Consider the following 21,428-nt stretch of genomic DNA (forward strand, 5'->3'; position numbering starts at 1 on the left):
GAATGGCAGCCACCAAGAAAAAGACCGTACGCAAGGCAAAGAAGGGCGAGAGGATCCGCCAGGTGGCGGCTATTCCCTTTCGGCTGAACGCGCGCGGCGATATCGAGGTGATGCTGGTCACGTCGCGAACCACCAGGCGCTTCATCGTTCCCAAGGGATGGCCGATGAAGGGCAAGAACGGACGCAAGGCGGCCACCATCGAGGCACAGGAAGAAGCCGGCGTGCTCGGCAAGACACTGAAGCAGCCGGCGGGCACCTATTCCTACTGGAAGCGGCTGGCCAACCGCTTTGTCCGCGTCGACGTCATCGTCTATCTGCTCGAGGTAACGGAGGAACTGGCCGATTGGCAGGAAGCCAAACGACGCCAGCGGGCCTGGTTGGCGCCGGCCGACGCGGCCATGCTCATCGATGAGCCCGACCTTTCGACGCTGGTAAAAACGCTGAAACTTCCCGATCCGGTCGACTAGGCATGAAGCCTCACTCGCCCGTGTCATCTTCTTCTGGAAACGGCCGCACCGGCGTGCCGGTATAGGTCCACAACCACTCGCGCGGCAGCGGCCCCTTGTTTCGCTCGGTTTGCTGCGACTGCTCCCAGGCATGCGCGAGGATGCCGACCGAGCGCGACAGCACGAAAAGCCCGCGCGTCAGCGGCGGTGGAAAGCCGAGTTCGCCATAGATGACGGCGGTGGCGCCATCGATATTGAGCGGTATCTTTTTCCCCTTGCGCCGCGCGACTTCTGCCTCGATCGCCTCGGCGATGTCGGCGAAACGTCCGTTGACGACACCGCGTGCGGCAAATTCGCGGGTCACTTCCAGCAGCCGCGGCGCGCGCGGATCGACGGGATGGAAGCGGTGTCCGAGCCCCGGCACATAGCCTTTCTCCTCGGCGAAGAACCGGTCGAGCCGTGCCGAGACCGCTTCATTCAGCGTCATCCCGGCATCGATCGCCACGGCAATGTCACCGTAGAAGGAAAGCGCCTGTTCGCCGGCACCGCCGTGCACATCGCCGAGAACGTTGATGGCCGAGGCCATGGCGCTGTTGATGCCGACGCCGCAGGTTGCAGCCATGCGCGCGATGGCGATCGACGGCGCTTGCGGCCCGTGGTCGACGGCGGCACCGAGCGCAATGCCGAGCAGCGCGGCCTGATCCTCGCTGGGCAGTTCGCCGCGCAGCATCAGCCAGATCATTGCCGGAAAGCTGACGCGGCCGATCAGATCCTGGATCTCGTAGCCGCGCAGCCGGATGACACCCGGCCGCATCTCGATAATATCGGTCTGCCACCATTCCTCCCCGCGCTCACGGCCAGTCTTCTTCTCCGTGCCGCTCATGCCCGTGCCTTTGCCTTGGCGCGCGGCGGCAGGTCCGCGAACACCTCGCCCATGTGCTCGCCGAGCGCCGGCGGCGGCTTCGTCGGCAGGGGTGCAACGCCATCGACCATGAAACCGCCGCGCAGAACGGTCAGCGGCTCGTCCATGCCAGCCACATCATCAAAATTCGCGGTCACCTGGCGTTCGAGCACTTGCGGCTCGGCCAGCACTTGCGGGATCGTCAGCACCCTGCCGGCGGGCACGCCGGCACGGTTGAGCGTCTCTTCCCAGTCTGCCGCCGGGGCGCTCGCCAGGGCGTCCTCGATCTCGACTTTAAGCGCCGCACGGTTGCGCTTGCGTGTCTCGCGCTCGGCAAAGCGGGCGTCCCCGACCAGGTCCGGCCGGCCGATCAGCCGGCACAGCGTCACGAACTGTTCCTGCTTGTTGGCGGCGATGTTGAGCAGCCCGTCACCGGTGCGAAACGCGCCGGACGGTGCCGCAGTCATGTTCTCATTGCCCATTGGCTGGGGGTCTACACCCGCGGTCAGATAGTTGGAGACCGGCCAGCCAAGTGCGGAAAGGGTACATTCCAGCATCGAGACGTCGAGGAAGGCGCCCTCGCCGCTCGTCTTCTGCCGCACCAGCGCCGAGGCGATGGCGAACGCGCCGACCAGGCCGCCAAGCGTATCGGCGACGGGATAACCGACCCGCAGCGGCGCCGTCTCCGGCGTGCCGGTGATGCTCATGATCCCCGACAGGCCCTGGATAATCTGGTCATAGGCGGGATTGTCGCGCATCGGCCCGGTCTGGCCGAAACCCGATATCGCGCAATAGACGAGGCTGGGACGGACCGCCTTCAGTGCCCCGTAGCCAAGGCCGAGCCGATCCATCACGCCCGGGCGGAAATTCTCCACCAAGGCATCGGCGCTGGCGACCAGATCGAGGAAGCGCTCGCGATCGGCCGGCTGCTTGAGGTCGAGCACCACCGATCGTTTGCCGGCGTTCTGCGCCAGGAACGAGGCGCCCATGCCGGCGCTGTTGAGCCTTGGCGAGCCGCCGAGCTGGCGCGCCAGGTCGCCGCCTTGCGGCGCTTCGACCTTGATTACGTCGGCGCCAAGCAGCGCCAGTTGATAGGCACAATAGGGGCCGGCCAGGACGTTGGTCAGATCGAGGACGCGGATACCGGAAAGCAATTCGCTCATGACAGCTCAAATCGATCAGGCATCGCCGGGCACATGCTCCGGTCCGCGCCGACGCCGGTGCTCGATGAAGGCCCAGATATGCGGGCCGGCAAGGCCGATGAAGGCGAGCGTCAGCAGTGTCAGCGACAGCTTGTGGGTGTAAAACACCGACCAGTCTCCGTTCGAGATGGTCATCGCCCGGCGAAACTGGGTTTCGGCGAGCGGCCCCAGGATCATTCCGATGATGACGGGCGCGGTCGGGAAATCGAAACGCCGCATCAGGAAGCCGGCGCCCCCCAGGAGATAAAGAATGACGAGGTCGATGGGCGATTGCGAAATGCCATAGGTGCCGACCGTGGCGAACACCAGGATGCCGGCATAGAGCTGCGGCGCCGGGATTTTCAGCAGCCGCACCCACAGCCCGATCAGCGGCAGGTTGAGGACGACGAGGATGACGTTGGCGATGAACAGGCTGGCGATCAGCCCCCAGACGAGGTCGCCTTGCGTCGTCAAAAGCAGCGGCCCGGGATTGATGCCGTAGCTCTGGAACGCCGACAGCATGATCGCCGCCGTCGCTGAGGTAGGTAGGCCAAGCGTCAGCATCGGCACCAGCACGCCGGCGGCGGACGCATTGTTGGCGGCCTCGGGGCCGGCGACGCCCTCGATCGCGCCGACCGTACCGAACTCGCCCTTGTGCTTCGACAGCTTCTTCTCGACGGCGTAGGACAGGAAGGTCGGGATTTCGGCGCCGCCGGCCGGCATGGCGCCGATCGGAAAACCAATCGCGGCCCCGCGTAGCCAGGGTTTCCACGAACGCCCCCATTCAGCCGCCGTCATGTAGAGCGAGCCCTTCAGCGGCACGATCTCATCCCTGCCGGCATAACGGCGCGAAGCCATGTAGAGCGTCTCGCCGACGGCAAACAGGCCAACGGCGACAATGATGACGTCGACGCCGTCGAGCAGTTCGGTCATGCCGAAGGTGAAGCGCGGCTGGCCGGTCTGCAGGTCGACGCCGATCATGCCGATGACGAAGCCGGCGAACAGGCTGGTCAGGCCGCGCACGGATGACGAGCCGAGCACGGCCGAAACGGTGATGAAGGCCAGCACCATCAGCGAGAAATATTCGGCCGGGCCGAAGGCCAGCGCGAATTTGACCACCACCGGCGCCAGGAAGGCGACGCCCATCGTGCCGATGGTGCCGGCGACGAAGGAGCCTATCGCCGAGGTGGCGAGTGCCGCGCCGCCGCGGCCGGATCGCGCCATCCTGTTGCCTTCCAGCGCGGTGACGATGGTGGCGCTTTCGCCGGGCGTGTTGAGCAGGATCGACGTTGTCGAGCCGCCATACATGGCGCCGTAGTAGATGCCCGCGAACAGGATGAAGGATGCTTCCGGCGCCACCTGATAGGTGATCGGCAACAACAGGGCGATGGTCAGCGCCGGCCCGAGACCGGGCAGCACGCCGATGGCGGTGCCGAGCGTGGTGCCGAGCAGGCACCACAGAAGATTGACCGGGGTGAAAGCAACCGAGAAGCCGTGCGCGAGATGTCCGAGCGTTTCCATGTGTCAGGCCCTCAACATGGTGATGAACGCGTCGATGACCGTGTTCAGCTGGTTCTCGATGAAGCCGGCGCCGATGTTGACGCCTAGAGCCCTGGCGAAACCGAAATAGGCGGCAAGCGCCAGTATCAGGCCGAGTAAGACGTCGCGAAGCGTGCGCTTGCTACCGAAGCCGTAGCAGACCAGAACGAACATGATGACGGATGCCGCCGTGAAGCCGAGTGGCTGGATGAGCAGCAGATTGGCCAGCAGGCCGATGACGACGAAGCCCATCGCCTTCCAGTCGGTCGGCGTTTCCTTTTCCTCTTCAGGCTGCCAGCCACCGCGCAAGGCAGCGAGAATGAGCAGCAGCGAAAGCACCACCAGTCCGACCATGGTGAGGTAGGGAAAAACGGTCGGGCCGACCTTGGAGTAGAGCGGCGACACCGGGATCGCCAGCGTCTGCCAGGCGACAGCCCCGGCGCAGGCCAGAAGCCCGATACCGATCGACAATTCCGGCACTGCAAGGCGCGGCGGCGCCGCCTGTTGGTCGCTGCTGCTCATGATTGTCCTCCCAGGATAGCTGGCCCGATATGGTTGGCGAAGATGCCTGCGCCGCACGGCGGGTCACCACAGGTTCATGCCGCATTCCATGCGAGAAGGGGCGGCCTGCGCCGCCCCTATGGGGACGATCAGGCGAGCCCGAGATCTTTCAGGATGGCTTCGATACGCGCCGAATCCTCGGTGACGAACTTCGCATAGTCGTCGCCGGCGAGCAGGATCGGCGTCCAGTTGCGGTTCTTGCACTCAGTCGTCCAGGCATCGCTCTTGGCCATGGTCTCGACCAGGGTGATCATCGCCGTCTTGTCGGCATCGGAAACGCCGGGCGGTGCGAAGACGCCGCGCCAGTTGAACATCTCGACATCGATGCCGGCTTCCTTCAGCGTCGGCGCGTCGATGCCGTCCTGATGCTTGTCGGCCGAGATGGCAAGCAGCCGCAGCGCCCCGGCCTTGACCTGTTCGGAGAACTCGCCGAAGCCGGAGATGCCGGCAGCGACCTGGTTGCCGAGCAGCGCCGACAAAGCCTCGCCGCCGCCGGCGAACGGGACGTAGGACAGGTTTGTCGCCGGCACGCCGACGGTCTTGGCGATCAGCCCGAACAGGATGTGGTCTGAACCGCCTGCCGAGCCGCCGGCGACGGGAACCTTTGTCGAATCGGCCTTGAGCGCGGCCACGAAATCGGCGGCCGTCTTGAACGGCGAGTCCGCCGGCACCACCAGCGCCTCGAACTCGCCGGTGAGGCGGGCGATCGGCGTGACTTGCGTCAAATTGTTGGCAGCCTTGTTGGCGATGATGGCGCCAACCATGACCATGCCGGCAACCATCAGCGAATTGCCCTTGCCGTTCCACTGGCTGATGAACTGCGGCAGCCCCACGGTGCCACCGGCGCCGCCGACATTGGTGATCTGCGAACCGGAGATGAGCTTTTCACTGCGCAGCACCTGATCCATCGTGCGCGCCGTCTGGTCCCAGCCGCCGCCGGGTGCAGCCGGCACGAAGAGCTGGATCTGGGGTGCGCCTTCGGCGAAAGCGGGGGATAGATGCGACGCCACCAGGCCGGCGGCGCCTGCGGCTGCGGTGCTCATCAAGAATCTGCGTCTGTTCAGCATGGGATTCCTCCAGATCACGACACCTCCTCCGGTGCCTGCCAAAACGCGCCTGAATCCAGACCCGTAGTCAAGTTCAAGCAGATGTTACCGAGTTCTGTCAACGGGAACGATATTCTGCTAGACAGAACGCAACAGCAGCGCGACACAGTGGCCGCACTCGGCCTCTCCCTGGGAACCGCAATGGACTCACCAAGCAATTCAGCCGATGCAGAAATTCGGCGCACATCGGCCGAAGGTGTTGCAGCACTTGATCGGGCGATTGCCATCCTCGACGCCTTCACCACCGCGGACCGGTCGCTTAGCCTGGCCGAAATCGCCGCGCGCACCGGCCTCTACAAGAGCACGATCCTGCGGCTTGCGCATTCCCTTTTGCGCGGACGATTGCTCGAGCGCCTCGACGATGGGCGTTACCGCGTCGGACCAGCGACCTTCCGGCTCGGTGCGCTCTATCAGCATTCGGTCGTGGCGGTCGATATCCTGTTGCCGATCATGCGCGACCTTTCCGAGCGAAGCTGGGAGAGCGTAGCCTTCTATGTCCGCTCGGGCGACGTGCGCACCTGTCTCTACCGCGTCGAATCCAAGCACCCGATCCGCTACACGATACGCGAAGGCGACGTGTTGCCTTTGCTGGTCGGCTCGGGCGGTCGCGTGCTTGCGGCATTTTCCGGCCAGCCGGGTGAACCCTACGAGACCATCCGCAAGACCTGCAACTGTCTCGCCGTCGGCGACCGCGACCCCGAGACGGCGGGTGTGTCGGCGCCGGTGTTCGGGCCGGGGCGCGTCCTGCTCGGCGCCCTGACGCTGGCCGGCCCCAGCACGCGCGTCGACGCGGCATTTCTCCAGCGGATGAAACGTCCGCTGCTCGAGGCGGCCGCCCGCGCCACCCGGGCCTTCGGTGAAGACGCTTCCATACTGGAGCAGGCAAGCGTGGCGGCGGATGCCATGCCGTAGAATGCGTCCTCGTCGGGAAGGCTCGCTCAGTTCAACTTGACCAGAACCACTCGGCGGTTCTTGGCGCGGCCCGCGTCGTCATCATTGCTGGCGACAGGCGCCATCATGCCGGCGCCGGCAGCGGTCAACCGCGCCCCGTCGATGCCGTACTGCGACACAAGCGCCGCCTTGACCGCTTGCGCCCGTCGCGACGACAGGTCGAGATTGTAGTCGAAGGCGCCCTGATTATCCGTGTGGCCGACGACGATCACGGCCATCTTCGGGTCGTTGGCCAGCAGCGTCGAAATCTCCTTCAGCGTTGGTTCCGACTCCGGCTTGATCTCGGCCTTGTCGGTGTCGAAGAAGATGCCGTAGAGCGAAATGCTGCCCGTGGTGGAGAGTGAATCCGCCATCTTGGCCGCCTCGACGACCACCATTTTCTTGTCGCGTGCCTTGGGTTCCAGCACCTGGACGACGGCAACGGTGCGGCCGTTGAGTTCCTTGCAGTAGAGATCGTCGGTCATCGAATAGGTCTGCACGGTCACATAGGCGTCGCCGCCGTCCTGCGGCACCTTGGCCGAGAAATAACGCTGGTCGTTGATGCCGGAGGTCAGCGCGCAGGCACCATTGGAGAATGCCGCGTCCTTCACATCGCTCTCATGGAAGGAATACATCGTCAGGCTCATGTCGCCGCCGCCACCACTCGACGAACGGTCGGCAGCGCCGCCGCATTCCTCCTTCTTGCATTCGAACAGGATTTCGCCGCCGGCCGCCCCGATCACATCCTGATAGTTGCGCAGCACCTCGAGAGGCGAGCGCTCGGCCGGCAGCACATAGGCAATGCGGGTCAAGGCGCCCTCGACCTCGGCCTTCTTGTCGGGTGCGAAGACACGATTGTTCATCGCATCACGCGCGTCCGGGTCGGCGCTCGGCTTCAGCGGCGACAGCGGCACGCTGAAATCGGTGAAGGCAAACTTTTCATAGGAGACGATGAACGAACCTTCGTAGCGCTTGGCGAGATTGTTGTCGGCTGCGCCCTCGATATCGGCGGTCGGCACCGTCGCGTCGGCCGCGGCCAGCCGCACCGTCAGCGCGAGAACAAGCCCCGCCCAGAAGAACTTCATGGCTGTCGTCTTGAATGCACGCATCGATCATCCCCCTTCGCGCTATGGCCGATGCTAGCAGAGCGGATATGTCCAGTCGATGACGCCGCCTAAGGCGATTCGACCTGAAATCTGAATCTGGTGCTAGACCAGGTCACCGCGCCAGCAGGATGGTGGGGGCGTCGTGATAGGTGGTCTGCACCACTTCCCGGTAACCGCACTTCGCCGCTACCCTCAGCGAAGCGGCGTTTTCCGGATCGATGATGCAGACGGTCTTCTCCCGCCCGAACGTCTCTTCGCCCCACGCGAGCACGCGGCCGACCACCTCGGTGGCGAAGCCCGCCCCGTGCACGGCCGGAACCAGTGCCCAACCGGCCTCGGGAATGCCTTCGATCGACGGCTCCATGTCGCGCTTCAGATCGTGAAAACCAGCCTCGCCGATAAAACGGCCGGTCGCCTTCTCCTCGATCGCCCAGAAACCATAACCGAGCAGCGACCACAGGCCGGCGTGACGCAGGAAGCGCATCCAGCTCTCCTCTCGCGTGCGCGGCTTGCCGCCGATGAAACGGGTGACGATGGGATCGGTCCACATCGCGGCATAGGCGTCGAAATCTCCCCGCCGGTGTGCCCGCAGGATGGTTCGCTTCGTCTCGATGACTGGGGCAGTGGTCGCTAGCGGATTGTTCATGGGATCTGCCTCGCACGGATCGTCAGCACTTAGCAAATCCCGGTGCGATGCAAGGCCAGGGCGACACGGCCAGGGCAACAAACTCGAGTTTGCGGGTTCCTTCGGAGCCTTCGCCTGCGCATCGGCTGATGGAGCATCAAACGAAAAACCCGCCTGTGCGGCGGGTCACTGGCGCAAATCAGCACCATAGGCAAATATGTACCATAGCTGAGGTCACGGAATCAAGAAAAAAATCCTATTACCGGCACAAAAGCCGACACCGCCGAACCGTCGTCAGGTCTTTGGTTAACCTGAGTGCGGAGCCCTGGCGACACGGCCCATCACCCAGGCTCCGCTTTGGGAATTTTGCGCGACGGTGTTATTTTCACGATAGGCTGATTCAGCACGCACCCCCTTTTTCAGGTGCGGGCCGGTGCCGTCAAACCCAGGGGGACGAGCATGGACACCACCGATCTTGTGCTTGCGATTGTCCATCACGTGCTGGTGTTTTCGCTGGCGGGAATCATCGGCGCCGAATTCGTCCTGATCCGCGGCGATCTGGCCGCAGCGACGCTCAAGCGGCTCGCCGGCATCGACCGCCACTATGGCATCATCGCCGCGCTGATCATTATCGTCGGCATCGGCCGCGTCTTCTATGGCCTCAAGGGTTGGGAATTCTACGTCTACAACTGGGTGTTCTGGGCCAAGATGGCGTCGTTTGGCATCGTCGGCCTGCTGTCGATCATCCCGACGGTGCGCTTCATTTCCTGGAACAGGCAGGCGAGCGCCAATCCCTCGTTCCTGGTGCCGGCGACCGAGCTCGCGTCCGTGAAGACCTACATCCGCGCCGAGGCCTTCATCTTCCTGCCGATCCCGGTCTTCGCGGCGGCGATGGCGCGCGGCTACGGCTACTAGGATAGGGCCGATCAGCAGTTTGCCGTTTGAGTCCGGTTGCAATCTGCTAGCCTGCGCTAGTTGTTGCTTCATCCGCAGGCGGTGCTGAGAGGAACCACCGCAGCGGTTGGAGATTCATTCCTGGGAGGACATCACGATGAGAAGATTTGTCGCCGCTCTGGCTACCGCTGCGGCCGTCACGCTTTATCCGTTCATCGCGGGCGCGCAGACCTACCCTGAACGCACCATCACCGTTGTGGTGCCGTTTGCGGCCGGTGGCCCGACCGACACGGTCACGCGCCTCGTCGCCGAAGCCATGTCGAAGGATCTCGGCCAGCAGGTCATCGTCGAGAATGTCGGCGGCGCCGGCGGCACGCTGGGTGCTGGCCGCGTCGCCAACGCCGAGCCGGACGGCTACACGCTGCTCCTCCACCACATCGGCATGGCGACAAGTGCTACGCTGTACAGAAAGCTCGCCTACGACACGCTGAACGCCTTCGAATATGTCGGCCTCGTCACCGAGGTGCCGATGACCATCGTCGGCCGCAAAGACCTTGAGCCGACCGATTTGAAGGGGCTGGTCGACTATGCCAAGGCCAACAAGGACAGCCTCGCCGTCGCCAATGCCGGTATCGGTGCCGCCTCGCATCTGTGCGGCATGCTGTTCATGAGCGCCATTAAGACGCCGCTGGTCACCGTACCCTACAAGGGCACCGGCCCGGCCATGACCGATCTTCTTGGCGGCCAGGTCGACATCATGTGCGACCAGACGACCAACACCACCAAGCAGATCCAGGGCGGCACGATCAAGGCCTATGCCGTCACCTCGCCGGAACGGCTTGATGTGCTGAAGGACGTCCCGACGACGATTGAAGGGGGCCTTCCCGAGGTGCAGGTCGGCATCTGGCACGGCCTCTACGCACCCAAGGGCACGCCGGCCGAGATCACCGAACGGCTGTCGAAATCGCTTCAGATCGCGCTGAAGGACCAGAACGTCGTCGCCCGCTTCGCCGAACTCGGCACCAAGCCGTCGCCCGAGGCCGACGCGACGCCGGCCGCGCTGAAGGCCAAGCTGGAAAGCGAGATCGCGCGATGGAAGCCGATCATCGAAGCCGCCGGCCAATACGCCGACTGAGGTTTTGAACGGGGCGCTGCCAGCGCCCCGTTTTTTTGGCATCAGCGCGCCCACGGCGCGGGCGTGGGAGGACCATCATGAAACCTTTCGCAATCGACAGGACCAACGGCCTGTGCGCCGCGCTGTTCATCGGTTTCGGCGCATGTTTCGCGCTGCAGTCGCTCGGCCTCGAAATCGGCACCGCCTTCCGCATGGGACCAGGCTATTTTCCCCTGGTCCTGGCGATCGTGCTGATCGTGCTTGGCGCGGTCATCCTCGTCCAGGCCGTGCGCTTCGAGGGCGAAGCAATCGGCCACATCGCGTGGCGCGGCATGCTGTTCATCCTGCCTGCCCCGATCTTCTTCGGCCTGACGGCGCGCGGCCTCGGCTTCATCCCGTCGATCTTTCTGACGGCGCTGATCGCGTCGTTTGCCAGCCGCCGCATGAAGCCGTTGACGGCGCTGGTGCTGTCCGCCTGCCTGACGCTGTTCGCGTTCCTCGTCTTCAGCTACGCGCTCGGCCTGCCGTTCCGACGCTTCGGCCCATGGCTGCCCCAATGGCTTGCATTGTGAGGCGATGGGCATGGAGCTCCTCGACAACCTCGCGCTCGGCTTTTCGACGGCCACATCGCTGACAAACCTTGGTTTCTGCCTGATCGGCGTCCTTCTCGGCACGTTGATCGGCGTCCTGCCCGGCATCGGCGCCACCGCAACCATCGCCATGCTCTTGCCGATCACCTTCCAGATCGGCGACCCGGTGTCCTCCCTCATCATGCTCGCCGGTATCTACTACGGTGCGCAATATGGCGGCTCGACCACCGCCATTCTCATCAACATGCCCGGCGAATCCTCGTCGGCCGTCACCGCGATCGACGGCTACCAGATGGCCAGGAACGGCCGCGCCGGGGCGGCACTGGCGATCGCGGCAATAGGCTCGTTCTTTGCCGGCACGGTGTCGACCTTCCTCGTCGCCATCTTTGCCCCGCCGCTGACGGCGATAGCGCTGAAATTCGGCGCGGCCGAGTATTTTTCGCTGATGATCGTCGGTCTCGTCTCGTCCGTCGCGCTCGCTCATGGCTCGATCGTCAAGGCGCTGGCCATGGTCGTGCTCGGTCTGCTGCTCGGCATTGTCGGTACCGACATCTATACCGGCACGCCGCGCTTCACGCTCGGCATCCGCGAATATGCCGATGGGCTGAACTTCGTTGCGGTGGCGGTCGGCGTCTTCGGCGTCGCCGAGATCCTGCGCAACCTCGAAAACGAGGACGAGCGTTCCGTGATGATCCGAAAGGTCACCGGCCTTATGCCGACCCGCGAGGACTTTCGGCGCATGGCAGCGCCTATCGTGCGCGGAACGATCATCGGTTCGGCGCTCGGCATCCTGCCGGGAGGCGGTGCTATCCTGGCAGCCTTTGCCTCTTACACGGTCGAAAAACGCGTATCAAAAAACCCGGGGGAATTCGGCAAGGGCGCCATCGAAGGCGTCGCCGGACCGGAATCGGCCAATAATGCCGGTGCGCAGACCTCCTTCATCCCGATGCTGACGCTCGGCATTCCGGCCAACCCGGTGATGGCGCTGATGATCGGCGCGATGATCATCCAGGGTATCGTGCCCGGCCCCAATGTCGCGACCGAACAGCCGGCGCTGTTTTGGGGCATTATCGCCTCGATGTGGATCGGCAATCTGATGCTGATCGTCCTCAACCTGCCGCTGATCGGGCTCTGGGTGAAGCTGCTGACGATCCCCTATTACGTGCTCTTCCCGATCATCATGGCGTTCTGCTCGATCGGCGTCTACAGCGTCAACAGCAACGTCTACGATCTCTACGCCGTCGCCTTCTTCGGCTTCCTCGGCTACCTCCTGACCAAGCTGCGCTGCGAACCGGCACCGCTGCTGCTCGGCTTCGTGCTCGGCCCGTTGCTCGAGGAGAACCTGCGCCGCGCCATGATTCTCTCGCGCGGCGACCCGAGCACCTTCGTGACGAGGCCAATCAGCGCCAGCCTGCTGCTCATCGCGCTCGCCGTGCTCGTCATCGTCTTCCTGCCGGCGGTCAGGAAAAAGCGCGAAGAGGTGTTTGTGGAAGAGAGTTAAGGTACCGGATCGAGCGGCGCGAGCTCGACCAGCGGTGCTGGAATGCTGGTCGTCTTCTCCTCGGCCTTGCAGATGTCGGCAATGACGCAGGCCGGACAATCCGGCTTGCGCGCCTTGCAGACATAACGACCGTGCAGGATCAGCCAGTGATGCGCGTGGCGCATGTATTCGTCCGGGATGATCTTCAACAGCCCCTGCTCGACCTGTTCCGGCGTCTTGCCGGGCGCCAGCCCGAGCCGGTTGCCGATGCGCAGAATATGGGTGTCGACAGCCATCGTGTGCTGGCCGAAGGCCATGTTGAGTACGACATTGGCGGTCTTGCGCCCGACGCCCGGCAGCTTGACCAATTCATCGCGGTCGTCGGGCACCTCGCCGCCATGGTCGCGGATCAGCGCCGCCGACAGGGCGATGACGTTCTTGGCCTTGTTGCGCCAGAGCCCGATGGTTCTGATGGCATCGCCGACCTTGGCTTCGCCCAGCGCCAGCATCTTTTGCGGCGTATCGGCGGCCTTGAACAGCGCCCGCGTCGCCTTGTTGACGCCGGCATCGGTTGCTTGCGCCGATAGCACCACCGCGACCAGCAGCGTGAAGGCGTTGAGATGCTCGAGTTCGCCCTTCGGTTCCGGCCGCTGGATCGAAAAGCGCCGGAAGATCTCGTGCACTTCCGCCGGGCTGTAGCGCGACGAGCTTCGCACCGGCCGCGGGCGCGGTTTGGCGTTCGACCCATCGCGCCGGCCGGGCAACAGTTCTTTTTTGGACATGGAAGAATCTTTGGACTTGGGGCTCGCCATTTCCCTCCTATAATATCCCCTCATGAGCGACACAAACGCCTCGTTTCAGGCCGACGAGCCATTCTTTCGGGCGCTATTGACCCCGCACCGGTCGCTGGGCCGGACAGGCTTCTTCATCCTGATGGGCGCGCTGCTGTTCGGCTGGTTGGTGACAGGCGCGTTTTTCCTGTCGCGCGGCGCCTGGCCGGTGTTCGGCTTCTTCGGCCTCGACGTGGTCGCCGTCTACATCGCCTTCAGCGTCAACTATCGGGCCGCCCGCGCCCGTGAGGAGGTGTCGGTTTCGCGCACCAGCCTCGACATCCGCAAGACGGCGCCATCCGGCAAATCGGTAGCGCATCGCTTCAATCCGTTCTGGGCGCGGTTTTCGGTCGCTCGTCACGCCGAGATCGGCATCACAAGGATGACGGTTGAAGGGCAAGGCCAGAACGTGCTGATCGGATCTTTCCTGGACCCAGACTCCCGAGAAAGCTTTGCCTCGGCTTTTTCACGCGCGCTGGCGACCGCCAAGACGCGCTAGCAGCAATTCCAGGAAAAGTGTGAAGCGGTTTTTCCGGGAAAAGCGCTCAGCGCTTTCCCTAGGGAATTGCGCCAAACAGAGAGGATATCTCAGAACCGATAGCGCAACAGCCTGCCGATTTTTCGCAATGCAGGAATATATCTCCACAGGCGGATGAACAGCTTCGCGGGCCAGCCCATGCGGGCGGCGTGTTCAGGCTTGTAGGCCGAGATGTCCTCGACGAATCGCAGCTTCGGAACGGCTCGCTCCAATTCGTGCGGATCGTCGATCGCCCAGTGGAGCTCGGCGCCCGTCGCCTTGATGGTCGGATTGAGACGAAGCAGCTTCAGGCCGAAACGGCTGTAGGCGTCGAACACAAGCTCGCCGCTGGCAAGATGCGCGACAAGCCGCGCAAGCAGGCGTGGCCCTTCGTCGGCGGCGAGATAGGGCGTCAGTCCTTCCGCCACAACGATGGCCGGGCGGTTGCGGGGCACTTCAGCCAGCCAATCGGGCTCGGTCACCGAAGAGGCGACCAGATGGTAATGCTCCCGGGAGGGGTAAAGCTTGCGCCTGAGTTCGATTACCTCGGGGTAGTCGACGTCGAACCAGTCCGCGCCTGATGGTGGATCGACACGGAAGATGCGCGTATCGAGCCCGCAACCCAGGTGCAGCACGATGGCATCAGGATTTCTGGCGAGAAAGTCCTCGACGCGGACGTCCAGCGTCTTTGCCCTGATCGCCAGGCCGACGCCGAGATTGCCATCGACCTTGAGCCTGGAGAAATCATAATCGATCCTGCGCATCGCCTCGTCGGCGAAATGATCCGCGAGCAGCGAATCCGGCAACCGGCTCTCCAGCGCCTTGCCGTAGAGGGTCATCAGCAAGGTCTCCTTTGCCCCGGTGAGATCTACTTTTTCGCCAGTCATGAGCGACACCTGGGCTCGAAATCGGAGTCTATCTGGGTATGCGCCGCAGGAAGGCAAGTTTCGGGTGGCGATCGACGCCCCAAGGGGCGATATTCCGGCTCAAGGAGACAGTTCCATGAGCACACACACAGCAGTCCTCAAAAAGGACATCACGCCGCAAGGCAGTGACTATGAAATCGTGCGCCGCGCCATCGAGAAGATCAGCCTCGACTACCGCGATCAGCCTTCTCTCGAAGAACTGGCCGAGGAGGTCGGCGAGACGCCGACCGGCCTGCAGAAACTTTTCACCCGCTGGGCCGGCCTGTCGCCCAAGGCCTTCCTGCAGGCGGTGACACTGGATCATGCGCGCAGACTGCTCGATTCCGGCATGCCGCTGCTCGAAACCTCGTTCGAATTGGGCATGTCCGGCCCCGGCCGGCTGCATGACCTGTTCGTCACCCATGAGGCGATGTCGCCGGGCGACTACAAAACGCGCGGCGCCGGGCTCACCATCCGCTACGGCTACCATTCCTCGCCGTTCGGCACGGCCCTGATCATGGCCACCGACCGCGGGCTTGCCGGCCTCGCCTTCAGCGACCCCGGTGAGGAACGTGCCGCCTTCGCAGACATGTCCAGCCGCTGGCCGAACGCCATCTATGTCGAGGACATGGCAGCCACCGGCCCCTATGCCGCTCGCATCTTCGACCCGACATTGTGGCGTCCCGACCAGCCGCTGCATGTCGTCATGATCGGCACCGACTTCCAGGTTCGCGTCTGGGAGGCGCTGCTCAAGATTCCGATGGGCAAGGCGCGCACCTATTCCTCGATCGCCGCCAGCATCGGCGCGCCGAGCGCCAGCCGTGCCGTCGGTGCCGCCAACGGCGCCAACCCGCTCTCCTTCGTGGTGCCTTGCCACCGCGCCATCGGCAAATCCGGCGATCTCACCGGCTATCACTGGGGTCTGACCCGCAAGCGTGCCATTCTCGGCTGGGAAGCGGGGCAGGTGTCGTGAATATCGATTTTCCGAGTTTTACCGGAGAGATATATAGATATGGATAATTACCAAGTATAAGTGCGATTTACGCGTCAATTTTATTTCTTGCAACCGAGAGCAACCTCCGGTTATCTGATTGTTGTTTTTAGAATTTATTTTAGTTAACTCTAAATTAACTACGATAAAGTGATGATGACCCTTATTAATTCGGGCGATCCGGCTTGATGGGAGGTCTCGATGACATTGTTTCGCGCCGCCTTCGGCGCAGTTCTGCTGGTTGCCTGTTTTGACCAGACCGCATCGGCCACGCAGCAAAATGTCATTTTCAATGGCACGATTGCGCCCACCTGCACGCTTGTCGTTGCCACCAACGGCACGATGACGGTCAGTCCCGATCTCCAGTCCCTGAGCTCCCACAACAGCGGCGGCTCGGCTGGAACCGTGACGCTGACGACGACCGGAGGTGTGTCGCTCAGCGTCGATCCGGTCACCACCACGACGGCGCCATCGGCTGACAGCACATCGACGACCTGGACACCGACCTACTCCGCCGCGGGCGCGCACTCTATCGTTGAGACCGGCTCCGCAACCAGCATCGGCACCCCTGGCGCCGATCTCGTCTCGGTCCATCTCGCCGGCACCAAGGGCGGCACCAACCGCTTCGCCAACGGCAACTATCAGGCAACCGTAACGCTGCGCTGCGAATGACGCCGCAGCGAAGGAGGGGGCTTTGAAACATGCTCGAATCCTGGCGACGGCACTGGCCGTCGGATTGGCGCCCATTGCCGCCAAGGCCCAGTCGATGTCGCCAATGCGTGGCGAGGTCAACAGCTTCACCGACGTCTTCGCGGTCCGCGTTTTCCCCGCCAACCCCTACGACCGGAAGATCCGGGTCGAAATCCATGTCTACGATCAGAATTTTCAGCCGGTAGACGCCAGGATCTCTCCGAATGTCTTTCAACTGGCTTCCCAGGCTTCCCGTTCTGTCCTTGTGGTCGTGCCCTTCGGCGGCGCCGCCGAGCGTAAAGTGCGTATCTGTACCGAAAGCATCCCCTTTCCCAATCAACAGACGCAGATAAGGGCACAGATATGCGGAAAGTTTTTTGGGCACCGCAAGTCCTGACACTCGCGCTCGCGGCTGCGTCGGCGGGCATCTCGACGGCACGGGCAGAGGATGTCTACAACCTCAACCAGAATGAGAGCGGCTTCAACCTGCCCGGCGTCACCTTGCCCCAGGGCCAGGACGAGGTCCATGCCGCGGACGGCACCACTTGCCGTTCCGCAGTCTCCGGCACCGGCGCCTATGTCGATCTCGGCGTCATCAGGGGCAACAGCCAGTCGGACAACAGCGTTGCCACCTATGGCCGGGTGGTGATCCCGATCGGGCGTACGCCGAAGCGCGTCGATTGCAGTCGCCTCTACGAGCTTGAGGTCGAGCGTCTGCAGCTGGAGCTGAAACTCCTCAAAATGGGCCTCGGCGCAGACGGCCAGACGGCGAGCGTGGCCGCCGGCGCTCCCGCGGCCGCATCACCCGGATGGGCCAACGAAGGCTGGAGCATCAGGACCGGAACCAGTGATGGCAAGAAAAAGAAGAAGAAATAGCCGCGCGCTGCTTGCGATGGCAGCACTTGCCGGCTTCTGCCTTCCGATGCAAGCGGCGATCATCGGCACCTGCACCATCGTGGTCGGGTCATCGGGAACGATGACCGCAAATCCGGCCATCGGCATACTGGGCTCCAAGCAGGCAGGCGGATCGAGCGCGAGCGCCACGATCGTGGCAAGCTCGCTGCTGTGCTCTTTGCTCAACTTGCTGGACTGCTTTTCGGTTTCGGCACCGGCGCCAGCGGCATTCTCGTCCGCGCCGAGCGGCGGCGGCACCAATGTGACCTTCGCCTCGGTCTTCCGCCTCGATGGCTCGGGGACTGACAACACCGGAAGCGTGCCGCAGCGGGTTGTCAACGGCACCCACCCTATGCAGATCGACCTCACCGCCACCAAATCGAGCGGAATCTTTCCCGCCGGCAACTATCAGGGCACGGTTACCGTGCGCTGTGAATAAGCCACGACACATCAAATCGAGCTGGACCATTCGCGTGCTCTGGCAAGCCACGACCTTACAGAGTAGCTTCCCGCGCAATTGGAACGACCTGCGTTCGCCCAGACGGACAAAGGGCGCTCCGACACCTTGAATTTGCGCTGACAGGAGGCCTTGCTTGATTATCGTCATCGGCTCGATCAACCTCGATCTTATCGCCAATGTCGACCGCCTGCCGAGCCCCGGCGAAACGGTGGCCGGCTCGGCCTTCACCACCGCTCCCGGCGGCAAGGGAGCCAACCAGGCGTTGGCCGCCGCGCGCGCCGGCGCCCCGGTGCGCATGGTAGGCGCCGTCGGCAAGGACAGCTTCGCCGCCGAAGCGCTGGCGCTGCTGCGCGACGGCAAGGTCGACCTGTCCGGCGTCGCCGAGACCCACGCCTCGACTGGCACGGCGCTGATCATGGTCGGCGACGACGGCGAGAACATCATCGCCGTGATACCGGGCGCCAACGCGTCTGTGGTTCCCGGCGATCTCTCCAAGGCCTTTTTCAAAAAGGGCGATGTCGTGTTGCTGCAACATGAGATCCCGCTTGCGACCGTCGATGCCGCACTCGACCAGGCAAGAGCGGCCGGCGCCATCACCGTGCTCAACACAGCACCATTCCAGGGCGAAGCAGCAGGCTTTCTCGGCAAGGCAGACTATGCCGTCGCCAACGAAACCGAGTTCGACCTTTATGGCGAAGCTTTGGCATTGAACGGCCGCGACCGGGCGGCACGCATGCGCGACTTTGCCCGGAAAACCGGCCGCACCATCGTCGTCACGCTCGGCAGCGACGGCGTGATGGCGGCGACGCCGACCGATTTCCTCAACGTTCCGGCCCTGAAAATCACGCCTGTCGACACGGTCGGCGCCGGCGACACGTTCTGCGGCTATTTCGCCGCCGGTCTGTCGTCCGGCCTCACGCTGGAACAGGCGCTCGCGCGCGCTGGCTTGGCCGGCTCGCTGGCTTGCCTCAAGCCTGGCGCCCAGCCGGCGATACCGCTGGCCAGGGATGTCGATCAGGCTTTACAGGAAACCCGTTGAGATGCTGCGCCCTCGGTCAAAACATGCGGTGCCGCCGGCCGGTGACATTTGCCGCCTGTCCGCCATCGAGCTCGCCGATGCGATCCGCCGGAAGACACTTTCCGTGCGCGAGGTGGTGACGGCATTCCTCGACCGCATCGAAGCGGTCAACCCGCTGGTCAACGCCATCGTCTCCTTGCGCGACCGGGGCGACATCCTGCGCGAAGCCGACGCGGCCGATATCAGGCGGACAAGTGTCGAAGCCGGCCCGCTCTTCGGCCTGCCGATCGCCATCAAGGATCTCGCCTCGACCAAGGGCCTCAGGACCTCCTTCGGCTCGCCGATCTTCGCCGATTTCGTGCCCCGGGAAGACGATTTCTTCGTCGAGCGCATCCGCGACGCCGGCGCCATCATCATCGGCAAGACCAATGTTCCCGAATTCGGGCTTGGCTCCAACACCTACAACACCGTGTTCGGGCCGACGCTCAACGCCTTCGATCCGGCCCTGACAGCCGGCGGTTCGAGCGGCGGCGCGGCCGTGGCGCTGGCGCTCGACATGGTGCCTGTCGCCGACGGCAGCGACTTTGGCGGCTCGCTGCGCAACCCGGCTGCCTGGAACAATGTTTTTGGCTTCCGCCCGTCACAGGGGCTTGTTCCCGGCGGACCGGATTTCGAGGTCTTTCATGCGCAGATGGGCGTCGACGGACCGATGGGCCGCAATGTCGCCGACATGGCGCTGCTGCTCGATGTGCAGGCGGGCTACCATCCGCACGCGCCATTGTCCTATGAAAAACCGGGCTCGTTCCTCGACGGGCTTGCAACAAAAGCGACTGGCGGCCGCATCGCATGGTTCCGCGACCTCGGCGGTCATCTGCCGGTCGAATCCGGCATCCTCGATCTGTGCGAGGCAGCACTTGGCCGCTTTGCGGATGCGTCCTTCCCCAGCGAACCCTTGCTGCCGGATTTCGATTTCGAAGCGCTGTGGCAGGCCTTCGTGACGCTACGCCAGGCCAGCAGCGGCTGCGCGCTCAAGACCCACTATGACGACCCCGCGAAACGCCGCCTGCTCAAACCGGAAGCCATCTGGGAAGTGGAGAACGCGATACGGCTGACGGGGCCGCAGATCCGCGCCGCCTCTGTCATCCGCACCTCCTGGCATCGCACGCTGCTGTCGCTCTTCGACCGCTATGATCTCGTTGCGCTGCCGACCGCGCAGGTCTTCCCCTTCGATGTAAGCACGCATTGGCCCCGTGAGGTCGCCGGACGAGCGATGGACAGCTACCACCGCTGGATGCAGGTTTCAGCGTTCGCCACGCTGGGCGGCTGCCCGGCGGTCAACGTGCCGGTCGGCTTCGACGGCCGGGGCCGGCCGATGGGCATGCAGCTGATCGGCCGGCCGCGCGGCGACCTTGCGGTGCTGAAGGCGGCGGCGGCCTATGAGGCGACGCTGCCCTGGCAGGCCGGCGCCTGAGCCGGCTGGACTTCGTATCGCAGCGCTTCGCGTACCGGCTTGCACTGGCAGCGCTGCCATGCATTGATTATCCTCAGCCGCGCCGCATCGGCGGCATGGGCATGCTCCCGAAAAGTGGGAGCCGGTTTTCTCGGACAAACGGTTTCCGTTTGTCCAGAGATCATGCTCCAACAAAGAGGGAAAATCATGTCGCTCGAACTCTACGCCGCCTACGTCCTCGCTTGCATCGTCATCATCTTGGTGCCCGGTCCGACGGTCACGCTGATCATCGCCAACAGCATCCGCCATGGCACCCGCGCCGGTCTCGCCAATGTCGCCGGCACGCAGGCCGGGCTTGCCGTGATGATCGCCATCGTCGGCATCGGCCTCAACACGCTGATTTCTGGCATGGGCCATTGGTTCGAATGGGTGCGGCTGATCGGCGCCGCCTATCTGATCTGGATGGGCGTCCAGATGTTCCGCTCAAAGGGCAAGTTGAACGCTGACGGGACCGCCAGGAAGCCGCATGGGGGCTTCTTCCTGCAGGGCCTGCTGGTGGCGCTCAGCAACCCCAAGACTCTGATTTTCTTCGGCGCTTTCTTTCCGCAGTTCATTTCGCCACAAGGCAACTACTCGCTGCAAATCGCCGTCATGGGCCTCACCGCCATGATCTTCGCGGCCATGTCGGATTCGACTTACGCGCTGGCCGCCGGGCGCGCCGGGCGCCTGCTATCAGCCAACCGCATCAAGCTTTTGTCGAGAATTAGCGGCAGCTTCATGGTCGGCGGCGGTCTGTGGCTGGCGTTTTCACGGTCGAAGTGAGCACGCCTCTTCCCTTCTCCCCTTGTGAGGGCTTTGCATGAAGGGTGTGCTTAACCTGATTGGCCTACTGAGCGTCTTTTGAAGGCGTCTAAGGCCTCGCCTTGTCGCCCTGGCGCGGCATCGACCGGCATCATTGGCCCGATCGGCTCGATTTTGGACGCACTCCTCCTCACACCCGCCTCTCTTTGGGTGGATACAGGACACCGATCATAGTCCGCAGATTGTAGGCGCATGCCGCCAGCATGCACTGCGTGCGGTTGGTCGCAAGGTTGAAGAAGCGCAAGCGCCGCATGCCGTAACGCTCCTTGAACACGGCGAAAGGCCGCTCAACCGCCGCCCGCACCTTGGAGATCAGCCGGTTGCGCAGCTTGTCGCGCG

25 protein-coding genes are annotated in these 21,428 nt (G+C 63.7%); 15 read left to right on the top strand and 10 right to left on the bottom strand.

Going from position 1 to position 21,428, the window contains the following annotated elements; genetic code table 11:
• The first annotated feature begins 2 nt into the window (after positions 1-2).
• On the top strand, positions 3-467 hold the full coding sequence (locus NKI38_RS03795; protein WP_352654899.1) for an NUDIX hydrolase: 465 nt from the start codon (positions 3-5) through the stop codon (positions 465-467).
• A gap of 10 nt (positions 468-477) precedes the next feature.
• Here the strand turns inward: NKI38_RS03795 and NKI38_RS03800 are convergent, their stop codons facing one another.
• The 5 genes from NKI38_RS03800 to NKI38_RS03820 form a co-directional block, all read right to left on the bottom strand.
• A complete protein-coding gene (locus NKI38_RS03800; protein WP_352654901.1) occupies positions 478-1,329 on the bottom strand; it encodes a citryl-CoA lyase in 852 nt (283 codons plus the stop codon).
• Positions 1,326-2,510, bottom strand: coding sequence for a CaiB/BaiF CoA transferase family protein (locus tag NKI38_RS03805; protein ID WP_352654903.1), 1,185 nt, complete (start codon positions 2,508-2,510; stop codon positions 1,326-1,328). Before NKI38_RS03805 ends, NKI38_RS03800 begins: the two co-directional genes overlap by 4 nt.
• A gap of 15 nt (positions 2,511-2,525) precedes the next feature.
• On the bottom strand, positions 2,526-4,049 hold the full coding sequence (locus NKI38_RS03810; protein WP_352654905.1) for a tripartite tricarboxylate transporter permease: 1,524 nt from the start codon (positions 4,047-4,049) through the stop codon (positions 2,526-2,528).
• 3 nt (positions 4,050-4,052) lie between these two features.
• Complete coding sequence (locus NKI38_RS03815) at positions 4,053-4,589, bottom strand: tripartite tricarboxylate transporter TctB family protein (protein ID WP_352654907.1); 537 nt, start codon at positions 4,587-4,589, stop codon at positions 4,053-4,055.
• Between the two features lie 128 nt (positions 4,590-4,717).
• The gene (locus NKI38_RS03820; RefSeq protein WP_352654908.1) at positions 4,718-5,695 is read right to left on the bottom strand and encodes a Bug family tripartite tricarboxylate transporter substrate binding protein; all 978 of its coding nucleotides are present in this window, start codon (positions 5,693-5,695) and stop codon (positions 4,718-4,720) included.
• 180 nt (positions 5,696-5,875) lie between these two features.
• Here NKI38_RS03820 and NKI38_RS03825 point away from each other — a divergent pair, with 180 nt between their 5' ends.
• A complete protein-coding gene (locus NKI38_RS03825; protein WP_352654910.1) occupies positions 5,876-6,646 on the top strand; it encodes an IclR family transcriptional regulator in 771 nt (256 codons plus the stop codon).
• Positions 6,647-6,672: 26 nt separating this feature from the next.
• Here the strand turns inward: NKI38_RS03825 and NKI38_RS03830 are convergent, their stop codons facing one another.
• Positions 6,673-7,773, bottom strand: coding sequence for an OmpA family protein (locus NKI38_RS03830; RefSeq protein WP_352654912.1), 1,101 nt, complete (start codon positions 7,771-7,773; stop codon positions 6,673-6,675).
• Positions 7,774-7,882: 109 nt separating this feature from the next.
• Positions 7,883-8,416, bottom strand: coding sequence for a GNAT family N-acetyltransferase (locus NKI38_RS03835; protein WP_352654914.1), 534 nt, complete (start codon positions 8,414-8,416; stop codon positions 7,883-7,885).
• Positions 8,417-8,854: 438 nt separating this feature from the next.
• Here NKI38_RS03835 and NKI38_RS03840 point away from each other — a divergent pair, with 438 nt between their 5' ends.
• The 4 genes from NKI38_RS03840 (at position 8,855) to NKI38_RS03855 (ending at position 12,494) form a co-directional block, all read left to right on the top strand.
• On the top strand, positions 8,855-9,310 hold the full coding sequence (locus NKI38_RS03840) for a DUF2214 family protein (protein WP_352654916.1): 456 nt from the start codon (positions 8,855-8,857) through the stop codon (positions 9,308-9,310).
• A gap of 136 nt (positions 9,311-9,446) precedes the next feature.
• A complete protein-coding gene (locus NKI38_RS03845; RefSeq protein WP_352654918.1) occupies positions 9,447-10,424 on the top strand; it encodes a tripartite tricarboxylate transporter substrate-binding protein in 978 nt (325 codons plus the stop codon).
• Between the two features lie 77 nt (positions 10,425-10,501).
• A complete protein-coding gene (locus NKI38_RS03850) occupies positions 10,502-10,975 on the top strand; it encodes a tripartite tricarboxylate transporter TctB family protein (RefSeq protein WP_352654920.1) in 474 nt (157 codons plus the stop codon).
• Between the two features lie 10 nt (positions 10,976-10,985).
• Positions 10,986-12,494 carry a tripartite tricarboxylate transporter permease gene (locus tag NKI38_RS03855; RefSeq protein WP_352654922.1) on the top strand — a complete coding sequence of 503 codons (1,509 nt, stop codon included), beginning with the start codon at positions 10,986-10,988 and terminating at the stop codon, positions 12,492-12,494.
• On the opposite strand, the gene nth is transcribed toward NKI38_RS03855, so the two are convergent.
• Complete coding sequence (gene nth / locus NKI38_RS03860) at positions 12,491-13,285, bottom strand: endonuclease III (RefSeq protein WP_352654924.1); 795 nt, start codon at positions 13,283-13,285, stop codon at positions 12,491-12,493. The genes NKI38_RS03855 and nth overlap by 4 nt on opposite strands.
• Before the next feature lie 22 nt (positions 13,286-13,307).
• Between nth and NKI38_RS03865 the strand changes: the two genes are divergently transcribed.
• Positions 13,308-13,802: a DUF2244 domain-containing protein gene (locus NKI38_RS03865; protein WP_352654925.1), complete on the top strand. Its 495-nt coding sequence runs from the start codon at positions 13,308-13,310 to the stop codon at positions 13,800-13,802.
• Positions 13,803-13,891: 89 nt separating this feature from the next.
• On the opposite strand, the gene NKI38_RS03870 is transcribed toward NKI38_RS03865, so the two are convergent.
• Positions 13,892-14,707: a class I SAM-dependent methyltransferase gene (locus NKI38_RS03870; RefSeq protein ID WP_352654928.1), complete on the bottom strand. Its 816-nt coding sequence runs from the start codon at positions 14,705-14,707 to the stop codon at positions 13,892-13,894.
• 115 nt (positions 14,708-14,822) lie between these two features.
• Between NKI38_RS03870 and NKI38_RS03875 the strand changes: the two genes are divergently transcribed.
• From NKI38_RS03875 to NKI38_RS03910, 8 genes are all read left to right on the top strand, one after another.
• The gene (locus NKI38_RS03875) at positions 14,823-15,698 is read left to right on the top strand and encodes a methylated-DNA--[protein]-cysteine S-methyltransferase (protein ID WP_352633153.1); all 876 of its coding nucleotides are present in this window, start codon (positions 14,823-14,825) and stop codon (positions 15,696-15,698) included.
• A 219-nt stretch (positions 15,699-15,917) separates the two neighbouring features.
• Complete coding sequence (locus tag NKI38_RS03880; RefSeq protein WP_352654930.1) at positions 15,918-16,388, top strand: hypothetical protein; 471 nt, start codon at positions 15,918-15,920, stop codon at positions 16,386-16,388.
• A 22-nt stretch (positions 16,389-16,410) separates the two neighbouring features.
• The gene (locus NKI38_RS03885; protein ID WP_352654932.1) at positions 16,411-16,803 is read left to right on the top strand and encodes a hypothetical protein; all 393 of its coding nucleotides are present in this window, start codon (positions 16,411-16,413) and stop codon (positions 16,801-16,803) included.
• The gene (locus NKI38_RS03890) at positions 16,770-17,282 is read left to right on the top strand and encodes a hypothetical protein (protein ID WP_352654934.1); all 513 of its coding nucleotides are present in this window, start codon (positions 16,770-16,772) and stop codon (positions 17,280-17,282) included. The genes NKI38_RS03885 and NKI38_RS03890 overlap by 34 nt, the downstream gene beginning before the upstream one ends.
• Positions 17,257-17,739 carry a hypothetical protein gene (locus NKI38_RS03895; protein ID WP_352654936.1) on the top strand — a complete coding sequence of 161 codons (483 nt, stop codon included), beginning with the start codon at positions 17,257-17,259 and terminating at the stop codon, positions 17,737-17,739. Before NKI38_RS03890 ends, NKI38_RS03895 begins: the two co-directional genes overlap by 26 nt.
• 154 nt (positions 17,740-17,893) lie before the next feature.
• Positions 17,894-18,799, top strand: coding sequence for a ribokinase (locus NKI38_RS03900; RefSeq protein WP_352654938.1), 906 nt, complete (start codon positions 17,894-17,896; stop codon positions 18,797-18,799).
• A 1-nt stretch (position 18,800) separates the two neighbouring features.
• Positions 18,801-20,249, top strand: coding sequence for an amidase (locus tag NKI38_RS03905; protein ID WP_352654939.1), 1,449 nt, complete (start codon positions 18,801-18,803; stop codon positions 20,247-20,249).
• A 186-nt stretch (positions 20,250-20,435) separates the two neighbouring features.
• On the top strand, positions 20,436-21,050 hold the full coding sequence (locus NKI38_RS03910) for a LysE family translocator (protein ID WP_352654941.1): 615 nt from the start codon (positions 20,436-20,438) through the stop codon (positions 21,048-21,050).
• A 169-nt stretch (positions 21,051-21,219) separates the two neighbouring features.
• Here NKI38_RS03910 and NKI38_RS03915 read toward each other — a convergent pair.
• Positions 21,220-21,428: transposase (locus NKI38_RS03915; protein WP_352654943.1), on the bottom strand; the 209-nt coding region annotated here is incomplete at its 5' end.

Source organism: Mesorhizobium sp. M0621 (genome assembly GCF_040320745.1).
Lineage (GTDB): Bacteria > Pseudomonadota > Alphaproteobacteria > Rhizobiales > Rhizobiaceae > Mesorhizobium.